This window comes from Marvinbryantia formatexigens DSM 14469 (assembly GCF_025148285.1).
GTDB classification, from domain to species: domain Bacteria; phylum Bacillota; class Clostridia; order Lachnospirales; family Lachnospiraceae; genus Marvinbryantia; species Marvinbryantia formatexigens.
In genome coordinates this window covers 2968364-2985224 of sequence record NZ_CP102268.1, presented here as the reverse complement: position 1 = coordinate 2985224, position 16861 = coordinate 2968364, and the positions used below count along the sequence as shown (strand labels likewise).

General features: G+C 50.3%; 16 protein-coding genes and 1 pseudogene. 1 reads left to right on the top strand and 16 read right to left on the bottom strand.

Going from position 1 to position 16861, the window contains the following annotated elements:
• Positions 1–225: 225 nt before the first annotated feature.
• The 12 genes and pseudogenes from NQ534_RS13955 to NQ534_RS13900 form a co-directional block, all read right to left on the bottom strand.
• Complete coding sequence (locus NQ534_RS13955; RefSeq protein WP_006860129.1) at positions 226–1164, bottom strand: alpha/beta hydrolase; 939 nt, start codon at positions 1162–1164, stop codon at positions 226–228.
• On the bottom strand, positions 1161–1550 hold the full coding sequence (locus NQ534_RS13950) for a hypothetical protein (protein WP_006860128.1): 390 nt from the start codon (positions 1548–1550) through the stop codon (positions 1161–1163). The genes NQ534_RS13955 and NQ534_RS13950 overlap by 4 nt, the downstream gene beginning before the upstream one ends.
• Before the next feature lie 140 nt (positions 1551–1690).
• Complete coding sequence (locus tag NQ534_RS13945) at positions 1691–2353, bottom strand: hypothetical protein (RefSeq protein ID WP_006860127.1); 663 nt, start codon at positions 2351–2353, stop codon at positions 1691–1693.
• Between the two features lie 26 nt (positions 2354–2379).
• A complete protein-coding gene (locus NQ534_RS13940) occupies positions 2380–3420 on the bottom strand; it encodes an NAD-dependent epimerase/dehydratase family protein (protein ID WP_040781437.1) in 1041 nt (346 codons plus the stop codon).
• A gap of 32 nt (positions 3421–3452) precedes the next feature.
• Complete coding sequence (locus NQ534_RS13935; protein WP_260042723.1) at positions 3453–4805, bottom strand: hypothetical protein; 1353 nt, start codon at positions 4803–4805, stop codon at positions 3453–3455.
• A gap of 89 nt (positions 4806–4894) precedes the next feature.
• Entirely contained in the window at positions 4895–5263 is a 369-nt protein-coding gene (locus NQ534_RS13930) for a hypothetical protein (protein WP_040785462.1), read from the bottom strand.
• A gap of 131 nt (positions 5264–5394) precedes the next feature.
• Positions 5395–5556 (bottom strand): annotated as a pseudogene (locus NQ534_RS13925) (phospholipase D-like domain-containing protein); the annotation flags it as partial.
• Between the two features lie 89 nt (positions 5557–5645).
• Positions 5646–5834 carry a hypothetical protein gene (locus NQ534_RS13920; protein WP_006864457.1) on the bottom strand — a complete coding sequence of 63 codons (189 nt, stop codon included), beginning with the start codon at positions 5832–5834 and terminating at the stop codon, positions 5646–5648.
• Positions 5831–7234 carry a radical SAM/SPASM domain-containing protein gene (locus NQ534_RS13915; protein ID WP_006864458.1) on the bottom strand — a complete coding sequence of 468 codons (1404 nt, stop codon included), beginning with the start codon at positions 7232–7234 and terminating at the stop codon, positions 5831–5833. The genes NQ534_RS13920 and NQ534_RS13915 overlap by 4 nt, the downstream gene beginning before the upstream one ends.
• 276 nt (positions 7235–7510) lie before the next feature.
• Positions 7511–7687, bottom strand: coding sequence for a hypothetical protein (locus NQ534_RS13910; RefSeq protein ID WP_157200710.1), 177 nt, complete (start codon positions 7685–7687; stop codon positions 7511–7513).
• 591 nt (positions 7688–8278) lie between these two features.
• On the bottom strand, positions 8279–10177 hold the full coding sequence (gene tig / locus NQ534_RS13905) for a trigger factor (protein WP_006860116.1): 1899 nt from the start codon (positions 10175–10177) through the stop codon (positions 8279–8281).
• Positions 10178–10360: 183 nt separating this feature from the next.
• Entirely contained in the window at positions 10361–12313 is a 1953-nt protein-coding gene (locus NQ534_RS13900; protein ID WP_006860114.1) for a hypothetical protein, read from the bottom strand.
• 169 nt (positions 12314–12482) lie between these two features.
• On the opposite strand from NQ534_RS13900, the gene NQ534_RS13895 reads away from it, so the two are divergent.
• Positions 12483–12983, top strand: a complete 501-nt coding sequence (locus NQ534_RS13895; RefSeq protein ID WP_006860113.1) for a hypothetical protein — start codon at positions 12483–12485, stop codon at positions 12981–12983.
• 111 nt (positions 12984–13094) lie between these two features.
• Here NQ534_RS13895 and NQ534_RS13890 read toward each other — a convergent pair whose 3' ends face one another.
• The 4 genes from NQ534_RS13890 to NQ534_RS13875 all read right to left on the bottom strand — a co-directional run bounded on the left by NQ534_RS13890 (position 13095) and on the right by NQ534_RS13875 (position 16788).
• The gene (locus NQ534_RS13890) at positions 13095–13733 is read right to left on the bottom strand and encodes a hypothetical protein (protein WP_006860112.1); all 639 of its coding nucleotides are present in this window, start codon (positions 13731–13733) and stop codon (positions 13095–13097) included.
• A 52-nt stretch (positions 13734–13785) separates the two neighbouring features.
• On the bottom strand, positions 13786–14697 hold the full coding sequence (locus NQ534_RS13885) for a dihydroorotate dehydrogenase (RefSeq protein ID WP_330371595.1): 912 nt from the start codon (positions 14695–14697) through the stop codon (positions 13786–13788).
• Positions 14681–15403, bottom strand: coding sequence for a dihydroorotate dehydrogenase electron transfer subunit (locus NQ534_RS13880; RefSeq protein WP_040781323.1), 723 nt, complete (start codon positions 15401–15403; stop codon positions 14681–14683). Before NQ534_RS13880 ends, NQ534_RS13885 begins: the two co-directional genes overlap by 17 nt.
• A gap of 95 nt (positions 15404–15498) precedes the next feature.
• Positions 15499–16788, bottom strand: a complete 1290-nt coding sequence (locus tag NQ534_RS13875) for a dihydroorotase (RefSeq protein ID WP_006860109.1) — start codon at positions 16786–16788, stop codon at positions 15499–15501.
• Positions 16789–16861 lie beyond the last annotated feature (73 nt).

Here is a 16861-nt window from a genome sequence, read left to right as displayed (position 1 = left end):
CTTTAACAATGATATTTATCCCAAAGCTTCTTCACTCCCAAAATAACCAGTCCTATTACTGCGATTCCTGCTGCCGCTTTTAAAAATGTTTTCATAAATTCCTCTCTTTCTCTCCTGTCTTTTGTACAACAGGGATACTAATTTTTTTGCTTCTTATTATTTTCATTTTTCCACATTTCGCTTTAGTTCCGTACCCATAAATTATTCCTTCTATACTTGGCAAATCTATTCCCATTGGAAGAAAAACGCCACCTCTTCCATATACTTATGCGGCTCTGACAGGTAGCTTTTCGTATGGGACGCACCCTCCACCGCATAAAGCCGCTTTTTTCCGCGACATGCCTCATAATTTTTAATTGTCATCTCATAAGGGACAAAATGATCCTCTGTACCGTGAGCGAAAAATATCGGTAGCCTGCAGTTATGCATTGCCTCAACCGTGCTGTACTCCCGGAGGTCATATCCCGCCTTTTTCCTGCAAAGGCGGTTGACCTCTTCTACCGTGCTTTCCGCCTTTTCCCTTTCCATGCGCATGAATTTTTCGGCAAAAAGCCGAACCATTTCATAAGGAGAAGTATATCCACAGTCGGCGATCACTCCCTTTACACGCTCCGGGAGCTGCTCTCCTGCAGCCATCAGTACCGTAGACGCCCCCATGGAAACTCCGGCCAGATAAATGGGCAGTTTCTCTGTATACCAATCCATATAATAGATCCACTCCTGACAATCGTATCGTTCTAATACGCCGAAACCGATATATTCGCCTCCGCTTAAACCATGAGCGCGCTGGCTGACCAACAGGACGCTGCACTTCTTTTCATACAGTCCATGGGCCAAAGCGGCTCCATCCTTATCCCATCCGCCGCGCCATCCGTGGAACATCAGTATAATCCTTTCTGCCTGCGGATGCTCCAGAAAATATCCTTTCAGCGATACCCCGTCCCGGCTTTGGATCTCTGTTTCCTGAAGCTCCTGCCGATGCAGCCACTCCATCTGTTCCCCAACCCTTCTGTCTTCCTTTTTCCCGGTGAGGATCCGATCCAGAAAACCATGCACCATGGTCGTCCTTCCTACCGCCAGCATAAGGTAAAACCGAATCCGAAGCAGTTTTCTCAGCACAAAAACTACTGCTGCCACAATTCCCAGTCCGATGATGATTTTCACAGCTGCTCCTCCTCATTTTCGTAAATCACTGCGCCTTTCCTCGTCCATATTTCCAGACACTCAAAGGGCTTTTTCTGAAAGCAGCGGACGCAGCCTTTCTTCAGGCAGATTCTTACCTTTTCTTTCCAGCCCCGCGGAATAAAAAGAATGATTCTTTTTTCTTTCCCTTCATAATACTGGGCTACAAGGTTGCTGTTGAACGCGTCCCTGATCTCCACCTGTGCATTTTTTTCACATATCCGGTATTCCCCAGCTTCTTCCTCCAGCATCACGAATACGCTCCATTTCTGGCGCTTTCTTCTTAACTGGATCTGTTTGATTCCTCTGGTAAACATTACGCTCAATACGTCCCAGATTCCCTGCTGCATGCCATAAGCTGTCTCCATATTTTTTCCTCCTGTTCCTTACCTTCCAGGGCGTTATCTGTTTGATGCGCTTACTTTACCAGAGTTTTTTTTATGTATTGTCACACTTTCGTTTCTGCTATATTAATTTGCAGTTTTTTTCTGACTTTCCGATTTCTTTATCACTGCTGGTTTTCCCCGAACATCAGGCTGATACCCCCTGCAATGGCGATCAGCAGGGCCGGATCCGCCACGCCGCTGATCCCAAGCGACAGGCCCGCAATGCTGCTTAAAGCAAATATCAGATTGATTGATTTTTTACAGCGTTCATAAAAATCCTTTCCGGAAAGCTCCTGGATCTCCTGCGGCGTCAGAAGGGCATCCTCATAAAAATACAGGGCGTTTTCCCGGACAAGAAGCAGAAAATCCGCCGTCATATGACGGTATCCATGCCGGTGCAGCGCCTCCAGCGTGCTTTCCATATCTTCCTTGTGAAGGATTTCACGGATCAGCGCGTCATCGGAAGCGGTAGCGACCACTTCATTAATCAGGTCAAAATGCTCCCTGGTCGTTGTTATGCCATGCGCCTCCAGCTTTCTTCTGCAGCTATCGTAATCCCTGTCCCGGAACAGCTCCGAAAGAGCCTCCCAGTCCTGGGACAGTGCCAGGTTCTTATAGCTTTCCTCCAGCTCCTCCTCGCTGAATTCATAAATACCTCCCGCTTTCAGCAGTTGTCTCAGTTCTTCTTTGGAGGAAGCGTGCGCCACGGCTTCCACAAATTCTTTTCCTCCGCTGAATACCATTTTTGTTCCGTCTTCTGTTTCCCGAAGTATACTGTCTTTCATTTCTGTCTCCTTTCTCTTCTTCTCGTTTATTGTTCAGTCATCCCACATCTGATATATCCCTCTGCCATCAGCCACTCGGCTTCATCCTTCAGCGTCTCCTCATAAGGCCTTGTATGATAACCCAGTTCCTTCTCTGCCTTGGAATAATCAAACTCGTTGTTTCTTGCCAGGTTGTAAACCGCAAAATTAGTCATCAGCGGCTTTTCCCCTGTCTTTTTGGACTTCTTCTCCATCTGTGCCGCCAGCTTGTACGCCATTCCAATGGGTACATAGAAATATGGCGTCCTGCATCCGCTGGCGGCATGGAGCATCCGGCACATTTCCTTTAACGTTACCTCTTTGTTTCCCAGGATATAACACTCCCCGATCCTGCCCTTATCCGCTGCCGCCACGCAGCCATAAGCCAGGTCACGCACATCGCAGAGATTAAAAGAGCCGCCCATTCCCACAGGCATTTTGCCGTTCATGATCTTGATCACAGTCCCTGTCGTTTCTCCGATTGCGTAATCCTTCGGTCCCAGGATCCCGCTGGGATGGACCACGCATGCCTTCAGCCCCTTCTCCCTGCATGCATCCAGCACTGCCTGCGTAGCCATCGCCTTTGTCTGGCTGTAGCACCCTACCTGCCGTTCTTCATCAATCGGAGTAAATCTCTTCGTCTCACGGATAGGCGTCCCCTTGGACTGCTCCGGAATGGCTCCGGTAGAGCTTACATATACCATTTTTTTACATTCCGGATGCTTCAGGCACTGTTCGATCATGTTCCGGGTTCCGCCTACATTGACGTCCACCAGCTTCTGGTTAAATTCCGCGTTTGTAGTAACCATGCTCGCGCAGTGGATGACCACAGATGCGCTTCCCTTTGGTACCGTAAAAAAGTTTTCCAGGGATGCCATGTCGCACAGGTTTCCTTCCACGATTTCCACCTCATCCGGAATATATTTTACGGATTTATCGCCCGGCAGGACCAGAGCACGCACGCGGTCCCCCCTTGACAGAAGTTCATCACATACATGGCTTCCCAAAAATCCTGCCGCGCCTGTTACCAGATACATTGTCTTCTCCATTTCAAATACCTCTCTTTCTTTTTTGCTCTGTCTCAATTACTGAGCAAACTATAACAGGGGAATGTTTTCCTTCTGTTTGAGAACTGTTTCTGATTTATTAATCCGGATTTTTTTTCGGCAGGCCATTCGCCTCCGATGCCTGTTTTCTGGATTTCCATGGAAATGCCCAGCCGGGCGCAAAGCCCAAATACCGTCTCCTGCAGCTTTTCTTCCGCCAGATTGCTTGTCACGGTCAGCTCTATCGTATCCCGATAGGAGCAGACCGCTATCTTGACCGGTTCGCGCCCGGTGACAGGAAGCACACACCGGTATCCGATGATACAGGAAGCAAATTCCTTCCTGGGCTGCATTTTTCCGAGGTTCGAGAGAACCATCGTGCTGTACCCGTTGTACCGGTACATTGTTTTTAAAAACCAGTTCTTCAAAACAACCGGGGCATACCTGGAAACCAGGCTTTGCTGCCCTGTCACCTGTCCAGCCACCTGGCTGCGCAGGTAATTTTCACTGCATTTATCTGAAAACTGACGCTTTACTTCGCCGATCAGCCGCTCCAGCGTATAATATTCTTCCGGGTCAGCCTCAATGGGAATGCAGGTGAAAAAATTTTTTTCCGTCTTTTTCTGAAAAAAAGGCCGGAGGTTTACCGGTATGGCAACCCTGAACCGTCTCCTGCTCTGCACTGCTTTTTCCCGGTATTCCTGCCAGAGCGCATAAAGGCTTATAGCTGTAAGCAGCTCACAGACCGTCGCATGGTATTTCCGGCATGCCTCCTTTAATTCGGTTAAGGAAAGCTGCCCTGTATAGACAACCACATTGCCCTGCGGCTGTTTTTTCCCGCAGATCCGGAAGGCAGGGGATTTTTTCAGCAGCTTCCACGGTCTTCCGCTCTTTGTCCCAAAACTCTGATACGCATCCCGGATATTCTCCGCCCCTTCCAGACCGTATCTTTTTTCCAGGACATCCCGGGATAAAAGTCCCCGGTAAGCCAGCTGGCAGTACCGGTAGCATACCGCATGGAGAAAGTGTATGGCTCCCGTCCCGTCTGTCAGTGCATGGAATGTTTCAAGATGGATCCAGTTCTTCTCGTACAGGAACCGAAACTGAAGTCCTTTTTCCGGAAACGGCCGTATACCCTTATCCTTCTGTCGTGTGATTTCCGGCAGTTTATCCGAATTTTCCAGATAGTACCAGAACCGTTCCCGCTTCAGGCAGACATGAAAAGCCGGAAACGCCGGGAGAGTTTCCTTTACCGCCTGCTTCAAAAGCGCAGGGAGCACCGGCGTTACCAACGCAATGCTGATCCGGTAGATCTGCGGATATTCCCTGGTCGCGATAGCCGGATAAAGATTCCCGCTGCTGTCCAGTTTCATCATTTTCCTTCCCATTTGCTTTCATCCCTTTCCTTTTTTTGAAAAAGCCATTTCAGACGCCGCCGCGGTGTCTGAAATGGCTTGTCCATAAGTTTTTCCAGCATTTATTTTAAGCCCCTGGTAAGGGGGATCAGACACAGCAGCAGAACGATGCCGAGCAATCCGATCACGACTCCGGGAACCAGATTGGTCCACACCATGACCATACACATCCCGACGCCCAGAAACAGCGCTCCTGCGATTCCAAGCAGTACAGTCCCTATGGTCTTTCCCGACAAGCGGATGGGATTTTTATTTTCCATCTTTCTCCACACAAGTACCATGACCAGAAGCACCACTGCCCCGATCGTCCCCATCACAATCCCCGGCTGGAAAGCATCCCATTCCGGGATCAGCGCCATGCACATGCCAAGCGCAAACAAAATCCCTCCGATAGTTCCCAGGATCATTGCCACAAAATTACTTTTTTTCATTTTCTTACCTGCCTTTCTCTGCACCCTTCTGATACAGGCGCCTTGTTTGTTTTTTCTATATCCGGATTATGGCATTCTTTTGTTTCTGTTTTGTCCGGATTTGGTTTCTGAATTATTATTTATCAGCCCGTCCGGTACATCCAGACGCCGCATTCATAATGGTGCGCAAGGGAGCGGTAATCCAGATTAATTGTCCCGCATACTGCAAACCGGTCGTCACACACAAAGTTTTTGGCATGAATAAACCCCGACGTATATTCATAGATTTTTACTCCTGCCCGGTTCTGTAATAGGTTACCTGCGTATTCCCGCAGCATGGCATTCCCGCTGCCCGCTGAAGGTAAGCTGCCTGCAGCCTGGTTTCTTTCACCGGCTGCTACCATTAATAATCAAACCTGTCTTCCGGCAGGCATACTGATGTGATCGTGATTCCTGCAATTTTTCTGGCTGCCTCCATGATCCTGTCATAATCCGCCGTCATGTAGAATGACGCAACCAACATCACGATCACCTTTACCACCAGAGCAGGGATACCCGTCACAAATTCAGACAGACCGGTCAGTATATTCATGGACAGCGATGAAAGGTTCTCTCATTTTCTGCTTTGCCGCATCGTCCGCAGGCTGCGCATCCGCCATGAGATTCCTCCCAGAGACGGTTCGCTACCGGAGCCCATTTTTCAGCCGTATCCACACATTTATCGGAAAACTCCTTCGCGCTTTCCAGATTTTGATAATCCGTACTTTTTGCATGGCTTTCTTCCACGATTCTGGTCAGGCTTCCGGGATTGTCCAGCACCGGGCAGGGACGCAGCATATTTTCATTCCACGGCTGGTTGTCGTGGTAGCCCATGAACAGCGGGGAACGGTATGCCTCCAGCAGGGACTTCTCCCGGATATTGGAATCCGAATAATGGATAAATGCGCACGGCTCAATATCGCCGTTGGCATTGATATGGCAGTAGCAGCGTCCTCCGGCGATGCAGCCTCCCACGTACTCCCCATCGTTCCAGAAATCCACCGTAAAGATTGGTTTTGTCTGGCGGAACTCCCGTATTTTATGGTACATCATTTCTCTCTGTGCGGCGTCCGCCATCAGTTCCTTCACCGCCCCTTTTCCCACCGGCATATAGGTGAAAAACCAGGCGAATTTCGCGCCCATATTGATCATCTGGTCAAAATATTCTTCACTGCCGATGACCTCCGCATTGGCGGAAGTGTAACAGCAGGAAATTCCAAAGGGCAGCCTGTTTTCCTTTAAAATATTCATGGCACGGATGATCTTCTGATAAGTGCCGTTCCCCCTCCTGGAATCCGTAGCATCCTCAAAGCCTTCAATACTGATCGCCGGCACAAAATTCTTTACCCGGAGCATTTCCTTTGCAAACGCCTCATCAATCAGGGTGCCATTGGTAAAAGTCGAAAATACACAGTCCGGATGCTCTTCGCAGAGACGGATGATATCTTTTTTCCGCACAAGCGGCTCCCCGCCGGTAAATAAGTAGACATATGTACCAAGTTCCACGCCCTGATTTACAATGTCGTCCATCTCCTCATAAGTCAGGTTCATATGGTTTCCGTACTCCGCTGCCCAGCAGCCGGTACATTTCAGATTGCAGGCGCTGGTAGGATCCAGAAGAATCGCCCACGGGATGTTGCAGTTATATTTTTCCTTATATTCCTTCTGCCGCTGGTAACCTAAAAGACAGCCGTTGATAATAAAGTTTTCAAAAAAACGGTTTCTCACACCCGGATCGATGTCCTCCCAGAGACTCATGACCAGCTTATGCCAGTTGTTATCCGGATCCATGACCACGCTGCGGATCATCTCCCTCTGGGTTTTCAGCGTGTCCTTCCGGTCGAAACGGTCAAACCAGTCCAAAAGCTTCGGCAGGTTCTTCTCCGGATCCTTATCCAGATAAGATAGCGCCTGTTTCACTGCAAATACTTCTACATTTTCTTTTATCGCCATTGTTTTTTATCCCTTTCGCTTATGTATTTCTCCCTAAGTGGGGAGTTTCATTAAAAACTGTAAACTTCCAATTTCTCTTTTGTTTTATTTTTTTATACGGATACGATTCGGTATCCTCCTTCCTCCTTTCTCATTGATGCCATTACTTTACCATCTGTATTTTTATGTATTGTTTTATTTACGTTTCTGTTTTATTAGTTTTTAACCATTGTTTAGCCCTTCGTAATTAATAAAGCATCTGGTCAAGACAGTCCTCAAAATTCCTCTGCAGCCTTGTCAGCTCTGATAACTGATCCCGATACCCAAAATAATCAAGCTGACCACCGCCCCTGTAACGTCATTCATCTTCAACGGAAAATTTCTGTCATCTACTGCAAATGCTGCAAACATAGCGGTCTGCAATGTCAGAACAGACATCAGTGCATCTACCAGTCCGATATCCCGTATAATCAACCAGGTTCTCACCTCCTGTTTTCTTTCCCTGATCATATTGGAAACGGCCAAAACAACCTTTATAAATGAATATCCTGCTGCCACATAAATCATATATCCCGGATATTCCTTTCCTCCTTCCAGATTGACTAAAAGGATCACTGCCCCGCCAAGAATAATTGACAAGACAATAAACTGTACCCCGTATATTCTCCTCAGCTTTTTCTCAGAAATCTTTTGCAGACGCCTGCTTTTTTCCGGGGCTAACTTCATGAAATTTTTTGTAAGCCAGTAAACCTTCATAATTCCAAGGAGCAGATAGCATGTGGGACAAAAGTATTTTCAGACAAACCTGCTTTCCTGATTACTTTTTCCGTAATCTGTTGAAAGCAATATAACAATCTTTTATTTTTCTCATGTTGCTCTTTTGTTTTCAAAATATTAATTGTCAACATTCAAAAGATTTTTTTACATACAAAACGAGGGCATCGCTCCATCATCTTATTTGATGATTTTGCGATGCCCTCATCGTACACTGCACCTTAAATCTGCCTTATACAGCAGCTTCTGACGCTGTCATTCCTTATCCGCAGGCAGATACCTGCTTTTCTCTTACGCTTCTGTTTCTGTTTCTGTTTCGGTCTCAGTCTCAGATTCGCTTTCTGTCTCTGTCTCTGTTTCCGTTTCCGTCTCAGTGTCTGTTTCCTCTGCTGTATCCGCCTCTGTCTCGTCCTCTGCCTCAGCTGCGGTCTCGCTCTCTGCTTCCGTCTCAGTTTCCTCAGCGTCTGCGCTTTCCTCAACAAAGGTGTTGTTCTCTACCAGGAACTCCATCACCTTATCCAGCAGCAGAGATTTGCTGAGGTAATTCACGCCGTACTCTTCTTCCAGCTCTTCCGCGGTAACGGTCACGCCCTGCTCTTCCAGTGAAGCGATAAGCTCAGCAAGTCCGTCCGTATATTCCTCGTCGCTCAGCTCGATATCCTCGGTTTCTGCGATTGCCAGCAGTACCATTTCCTGCGGGAGAACGGTCTTGAGCTGTTCCTCCATCTCTGCCGTGAAGGTCTCTTCCGTCATCCCATAAGCTTCAATCAGCTCTTCATACGTCATGCCGTACATTTCCGCCATCGACGTATAGTTTCTCCTGGTCATTTCCATATTGTACTCAAGGTACTCGGTCGGATAGCCGTTTACTGTCGCGTTGTCGATAACCGCTGTCAGAAGATCCTGTCTTGCAAGGTTATCCTGCTGTACGGCTGCGGATTCCTCAAGCTCCTCGCGCACGCTTGCTTTGTACTCTTCCGCTGTCATACCGTCCGCTACCTCTGCCGCTACTTCGTCGGTCAGCTCCGGAACACGCTGCAGGGAATTTACCGTTACATGGAATACCACTTCCTTGCCTGCCAGGTCCTCACTGTGATAATTCTCCGGGAAGGTCAGGTCCAGATCTGTCGTCTCGCCTACCGCTACGCCGATAAGACCATCCTCAAAGCCGTCGATAAAGGTGCCGGAACCGATTTCCAGAGAATAGCCTTCAGCGGAACCGCCGTCAAATTCTTCGCCGTCCAGTTCTCCGACATAATCAATGTTTACTGTATCGCCCTCTTCTACCGTGCCTTCTGTCAGTGTCTGAACGGTTTCGGTATCAATCATAGCCTGTACTTCTTCGTCGCTGACTTCTACCGGATCCTTCGGAATCTCCAGACCGGTGTACTCGCCAAGCGTGATGTAATCCAGCGCTACATATTCCGGCATTTCCAGGAAAGCTTCTGTCTCGCTCTCTGTGGTCTCCTCAGATGCATCCTCAGAGGATTCCTCGCCTGCCTCTGTCGTTTCTTCTTCCGATGCCGCTTCGGTGGTTTCTTCCTCGGTTGCTGCTTCCGTGGTTTCCTCCTCAGTTTCTGCTTCGGTGGTCGCTTCTTCGGTTACTGCTTCCGTGATTTCCTCCTCGGTTTCTGCCTCGGTGGTCTCTTCTTCGGTTGTTGCTTCTTCCGTTGTCTCTTCCTCGGTTGTTGCTTCTTCCGTTGTCTCTTCCTCGGTTGTTGCTTCTTCCGTTGTCTCTTCCTCGGTTGTCGCTTCTTCCGTTGTTTCTTCCTCGGTTGTCGCTTCTTCCGTTGTCTCTTCCTCAGTTTCTGCCTCGGTGGTTTCTTCCTCGGTTGTCGCTTCTTCCGTGGTTGCTTCTTCCGTTGTCTCTTCCTCAGTTGCTGCTTCCGTCGTCTCTTCCTCGGTTGCTGCTTCTGTTGTCTCTTCTTCTGCTGCTTCGGTAGTCTCCTCCTCAGATGCTGCTTCGGTGGTTTCTTCTTCCGCTGCTTCCGTCGTCTCCTCTTCTGCTGCTTCGGTAGTCTCCTCCTCAGATGCCGCCTCGGTGGTTTCTTCCTCTGCCGCTTCCGTCTCCGCAACCGCCTCGGTAGTCTGTGCTTCCGTCGGAGCCTCCGTCTCGTTCTGCGTAGAACCGCATCCAGCTGCGACCAGTGCTACACTGGCTAAAAGTGCTACTACTGCTTTCCTTTTCATAATAATTACCTATCCTCTCTTTTTATTCCACACATTGTTTTCCCCCGACAGGCATTTCTGTCTGCCTATATGAACGGTCAGACCGTATCATATCATAATTCTATCCGGCGTCTGTACCCGCACGCCTTCCGCGTGCTTTGTGCCCCTCCGGAATTTTTTAAAACCCATCCGGGATGCAGGACTTTATAAATCCGGTACCGGTCCCGGACGCTCCGGGTCAAGTACCTCTGACGCATCAAACAAATCCGCCGTCATTGGATTATCCGAAATCGTATCCTGGTAAATCCGGTAGCCATCCAGATTTCTTCTTCCCTGATGGAAGTATTCGGAGGTCACCGCAGTTGTGTACTGCGAAGAATCCACGTTGCAGTAAACGTCAAATCCCTGGCTCTTCAGATACACGTATTTCGCGTTTGATGAATCGTAGGTTCCGGTAGGAGAAAGGTCCTCCCCGTGCGCAAAGATAATAGCGTCGGTCCCGCCAATCAGCGGCGATACATACTGCATCCAGCGCTCCGTATCCAGAACCAGCCGGTCATATTCCACTTCGCCCACCTTCTTATGCCCCCAGGTGTGGCTGGCGAATGTCCAGCCGTCCGCTTTCATCGCCTCCGCGACCTTCTTCGCCTCTTCACATTCCTGCTCCCAGTCGAAGTCGGGATGCTCCTCCAGCCATTTAAGCTGCAATTCATCCGCATAGTAAATATCGCTGTTGGTATTATGCTCCGCGCTGTAAACGCCATCCGTGCGATAGCCCAGAATCCCGTTGTAACCCGTCAGGGCAATAATGCCGCGCGCACCGCGGTAGCAGGCATCCGGATGCTCCTCAATAAACGCATCCAGCCTCGGAACCGCATCGTAATCGCCGTATACGACTGTACCGTCATCCTGGATATATTCACAGGTCGGCTTTCCTTCCTCATCCAGCACCACCTTCGACGCAATCCCATGATTATCATACGTATGATAATAGCTGAGGTCATCCAGCGACAGCACATACGCCTTTTTCCCCTCCGGCAGATAAATCTGGTTCGGGGAAATCGTAACAGTGCCGTCCTCCGCCGTCGTCTTCGTGAACAGATCGTAAATACTTACCAGCACATATCCGCGGTCATACATCGACTGCGTGATTTTATCAAACTCCGAAATGGTCGTCATCCACTGCATCATGCCCGCATACGCCGGGTCCCCCTCGACAAATGCTTTCGACGGGTCCACGATCAGGGAATGATAGAAGATATGGGTGACTTCCTCCGGATTGATTGCCACGCACGCCGCCTTCGCCGTCTCATACTCCTGCACCTTTTCCTGGAGAACCTGATTCGTCTGGTAAGCGTTCATCCCTTTCAGGAGCTCAATCGCCCCGTCATAATCGTACATCGCCGCCAGCGTCTCCGCCTCCGCAAGAGTCCCTTCATCAATATCATTTTTATGCTTTTCCGATTCCTCATACTGCGCCGCCAGAGACTGCAGCACACTGCTCGCGCTGTAATACGGGCTTGCTTTTATAAGGTCGGCGCCACCCTGATAATCATATGACGCCGCAAGCTCCTCCGCGGATGCAATCACCCCGTCTATCGCCGTCTCCATCGCAGACTTTGCGCTTTCGTACTCTGCCGCCGCCTCCTGAAGCTGCGTGCTTGTACTGTACTTTTCATTGCTCTGCAGCGTCGCAATAGCTCCGTCGTAATCGTATGATGCCGCAAGCTCCTCCGCCTGCTCCAGCGTCTGATTTACTCCCGCCTTTAAAAACGGAATTTCAAATCCAAGCCAGTCGGACGCCACTAATATAATACCTGCTGCCACGATGAAAATCAACAGGATTAAAATAACAGTTGCCGCCGCTCCGCCTCTTTTTTTCTTCCGGCGTCTGCCGCGCTCTGTTCTTTCCGGTCTGCCATCATCGCGCTTTGCTCTTCTTCGTCCGGTATCACCGTAGTCTGTTCTTCCCTGGCTGGCGTCACCGTAGTCTGTCCTTCTCTGGCTGGCGTCACCGTAGTCTGTTCTTCCCTGGCCGGCATCACCATATCCGTCTCTTCCCTGGCCTGTTCTTTCCGGGCCAGCTTCTACGCCTCTTTCCCGGCGCCTGGTCCGCCTTTCGCCAGAATCTCCCCTTTCGTACCTGTTTCTGCTCATAGCTCCTCCACAAAATGCACAACTGTACAACTCCCTATCTGCCACTCTAACATAAATTTCCCCGAAAATCAATTACTATCACAGATTTTTCACAGGATTGCGAAAGATTATTGCACTTTTAAAAAAAGGATGCTAAAATAAAAAAAGCAAACTTTTGAGGAGGAGAAAAATGTCAGTATTTAACATTCTTTTGATCATTCTGCTGGTATTAGTCGTCATTCTCGGCGTACTATATTTCTTCGGCAGAAAAGCACAGAAAAAACAGGCAGCGCAACAGGAACAGATGGAGGCAATGAAACAGACCGTCTCCATGCTGATTATAGATAAAAAGATGATGAAAATCAAAGAATCCGGTCTTCCCCAGATGGTCATTGACCAGACGCCGAAGCTGATGCGCCGGACAAAGCTTCCGATCGTAAAGGCAAAGGTCGGTCCCCGTGTGATGACGCTGGTGGCAGACGCCAAGATTTTTGATCTGATTCCGGTGAAAAAAGAAGTAAAAGCCACCGTAAGCGGTATTTACATAACCGAGGTGCGCGGCGTGCGCGGTCCGCTGGAGACCCCGCCGAAAAAGAAAAAGGGACTGTTCGCCCGCTTCAGGAAAGACAAAACAGAAGAGAAAACTGCAGCTCCGGCAAAATCCGGCAAGGCTGCAAAATCCAAAAAATAAAACGCGGCTGCCGCACGAAAATGCGGCAGCCTTTTTATATTCTGCGGCTTTTTATATGCTATGGACCGCCTGGAAAATCATCACCGCCCAGCCATCAGATCACTGTTCCTGTTATTTTTCCGCATCCGAAAAATCTGACCGGACAGCCTGAAACGAAAAAACGATATCACAGGCATCTGCCCCTTCTTCCGCCGGGAAGGAGTCAAAAGAAAAATTGTAGCAGATTCCGCTGTTCATATAAAAGCTTTTCCTTTTATTAACCGGTTTTGCAAAATCCGGCGCCTTCTCTGCGCGGAAAGCGCTTCCGGATATCCCCAACTCATCTTTCCATTTTTCCTCCAGCAATTCCACCGTTTCCGCAGCCACGCGCCACAGCTCTTCTTTATCGTCGCTGTAGCCCTCCTCGGCAGAGAAAATACAGTTAATCTGTGTCAATGTTTCATCCGGCCTGTAATAAAACTGCATTTTGCACGGCTGACCGCTTACCATGACATCTGCTTCCAGATTTTCTATAAAGCTGCCCTCTGCAGGCTTATCATAAGGTATTATCTGCTCTTCTGTAATTTCCGTGCTCTCATAAACGGCTTCCCGTGTCTTCAACAGTAAATCACTCAAATCAGCGGCACTAAATTCCCGGACGCTTTCTTCTTCCATGTTTTCCGTTTCCGGCTGCCCGGACGCGCAGACATTGCCGCCGGACAGGACGCCGCATATTGCACAGAAACAAAAAATTTTTATCATTCTTTTCATAACAGCCCCGCTCCCCGGTACGTTCCCGTATAATATTCTGTTTCAGACCGCCCTACAGAATCCCCCGGATTTCCTCCACGCTCTCATAGCCGTTTTCTTCCAGATAGCGCTCCATGCCATCGATGATGTCCATGCTGATGTCCGGCTTCATGAAGGTGGCGGTGCCGACCTGCACGACGGCTGCACCCGCCATGATAAATTCGATGGCGTCCTCCCAGGTGGTGATGCCGCCCAGCCCCATCACCGGGATGGAGACGGCTTTCGACACCTGATGGACCATCCGCAGCGCGATCGGCTTGATAGCCGGACCGGAGAGCCCGGCGTATACATTATTAAAAACAGGCTGTTTCTTTTTTAAATCAATCGCCATGCCGAGGAAGGTATTGACAAGAGAAACGCCGTCCGCTCCCTCCTCCTCACACATCTGCGCCAGCGACACGATATCCTCCGCGTTCGGGGAGAGCTTGACCACCAGCTTATGACGGCAGGCGGCGCGGATCTTTCGCACGATCTCGCGGGCAACCTCCGTCTTTGTGCCGAAATTCATGCCGCCGCTCTTCACGTTCGGGCAGGAAATATTCAGCTCCAGAATATCCAGGTCAACCTGATTAAGCTTTTCCATTCCTCTCAGATAACCGTCCAGCGAATGCCCGCCCAGATTTACGATGTTCACCAGATTTTTGGAATTTACCCAGTCCAGGTCGTTCTCGATAAAGGCGTCGACGCCCGGATTTTCCAGTCCGACGCTGTTCATGATGCCGCTCGCCGTCTCCCAGATACGGATACCCTCGTTGCCGCCGTGCGGATGGTCGAGCAGCCCCTTCGAGCAGAGTCCGCCAAGGCGTTCAATATCGAAATACTCATTTAATTCTCTGCCGAAGCCGCAGGTGCCAGAGGCAAGTACCACCGGATTTTTAAACTCCACGCCGGCAAAGGTCGTTTTTAATCTACTGCTCAATGCCAAACACCTCGCTTCCTGAGAATACCGGACCGTCCTTGCAGACCTTGCGGTTTCCGTTTTTCGTCTTACAACTGCACACCAGACAGGCGCCGATGCCGCATGCCATGCGGTTTTCCATCGAAACATAGAGCGGCGCAGATGCCTGGCATTTCACACATTTGTTATAGAGTACCTTCATCATCACCGTCGGTCCGCAGGTAACGATGGCATCGTAGGCTGTCGGATCAATGTCGTCCGTCACGAAGCCGCCCACATTCACTGTCAGCCGGTCGCAGACCGTCTCAAATTCCTCCGTCAGCACCGGTGTGCCGCTGAAACCAAGATAAATGTCAACGCTGCATTCCGGATTTTCTTTTTTATAGGTCTTTGCCGCCAGATAAAGCGGCGCGATTCCCACACCGCCGCCCACCAGTGCAATGCGCTTTTTATCTGTCAGAGACGGAAAACCGTTTCCGTGCGCCCCGTCCAGCGTAATTTCATCGCCCGCCTGCAGACGCGCAAAAAGCTCCGTTCCTTTTCCCACCACTTTATATAAGAAGCTGACGCTCTCATCGTCCGCGTCGTACACGCTGATTGGACGGCTGAGAACCGGATACGTCTCCCAGGAGCGCAGCATATAAAACTGCCCCATCCGCGCATCATTCTTCTGCTCCACGCGCATCAGATAGAAATCCTCACCGAGCGCCCTGTTGCTCATCACTTTTCCCATTTTTCTCTTCCTTTCCCGCATATTTTATAACTACTCAGCCATGCGGCAAATATCAGAAAAAAATGCTGAGTAGTTACCATTCGCTCCATCCCTGCTCAGAACGCCGTCTGCCCGTCCCGGTAGACCGTTTTTCCGCCGCAGATGGTGTACTTCACTCTGCCGGTGAGCGTCTGCCCGATAAATGGCGAGTTGTTGGATTTGGAGCGGAAATTATCCGTCACCGTCCAGCTTTCGTTTTCATCGAAAATAACCAGATCCGCCGGAGCGCCCTCTGCGAGCGCACCTGCATTCAGCCTGTAAAGTCGTGCCGGATTGACCGTCATTTTCTCCAGAAGGTCCATCAAGGAGAGATGCCCCTGTTTCACAAGATTTGTGATGCCGAGCGCCAGGGAAGTCTCCAGCCCTATCATCCCGCTGGGAGCCGCCTTGATGTCGCGCGCCTTTTCCTCGCGGCTGTGCGGCGCGTGGTCCGTGGCGATAATATCCAGCGTGCCGTCCTTTAAGCCCTCAATCAGCGCCTGCCGGTCCTCTTCCGTGCGGATGGGCGGATTTACCCGCGCAAGACTGCCCTTCTCCAGCACGATATCCTCCGTCAGTGAAAAATGCTGCGGCGTCACTTCCCCGTGTATCCGCGCGCCACGGCGCCAGTAACTGCGCACCGCCTCCACCGATTTCTTCGCGCTGATATGCTGGATAACCACGGAAGCGCGCGTCTTCAGGGCAAGCGCACAGTCGCGCTCCACCATCGTGCTCTCCGACGCCGCCGGAGCACCGCCATACTGAAGTGCCTCCGCCACTTTTCCGGCATTGACGCCCGGACGGAGAATCATGGAGGAATCCTCCTCGTGCAGACTGATGGGCACATCCAGCCGCGCCGCCTGCATCATCGCCTCCTCCAGAAGCGCCGCATCCTGCAGCGGTATACCGTCATCAGTAAAGCCGACTGCGCCGCAGCGATACAGCGCCTCAAAATCCGTCAGCTCTTTCCCCTTTAAGCCCTTCGTGACCGCCGCCGCTGTCCGCACATGAACGCACGCCTTTCCAGCCTTTTTTACAATGTACGAAACCGTTTCCTCATTATCCGCCACCGGCTTTGTATTCGCCATGCATACCACCGTCGTAAATCCGCCGGCTGCCGCCGCATGAGCTCCTGTGTAAATATCCTCTTTGTACGTATAGCCGGGGTCGCGGAAGTGCACATGCGTATCAATCAGACCGGGTGCAACCACAAGCCCCTGCGCTTCTATCACCTCATCGGAAGCGCCCGCCTGCCCGGCAAAGCTGCCGCCAAGCTGCACAATTTTTCCATCCTCCACTACCACGTCGCCTGTCTGCTCCATGCCGGAAGCCGGGTCCACAATCTTTCCGTTTTTGATAATCAGCATATTTCATCCTCCACTGTTTTCCGTCTGCGCATCTGCCATCCAAAGCGCAGGTGAATTTTTTCCAGTATAGCAT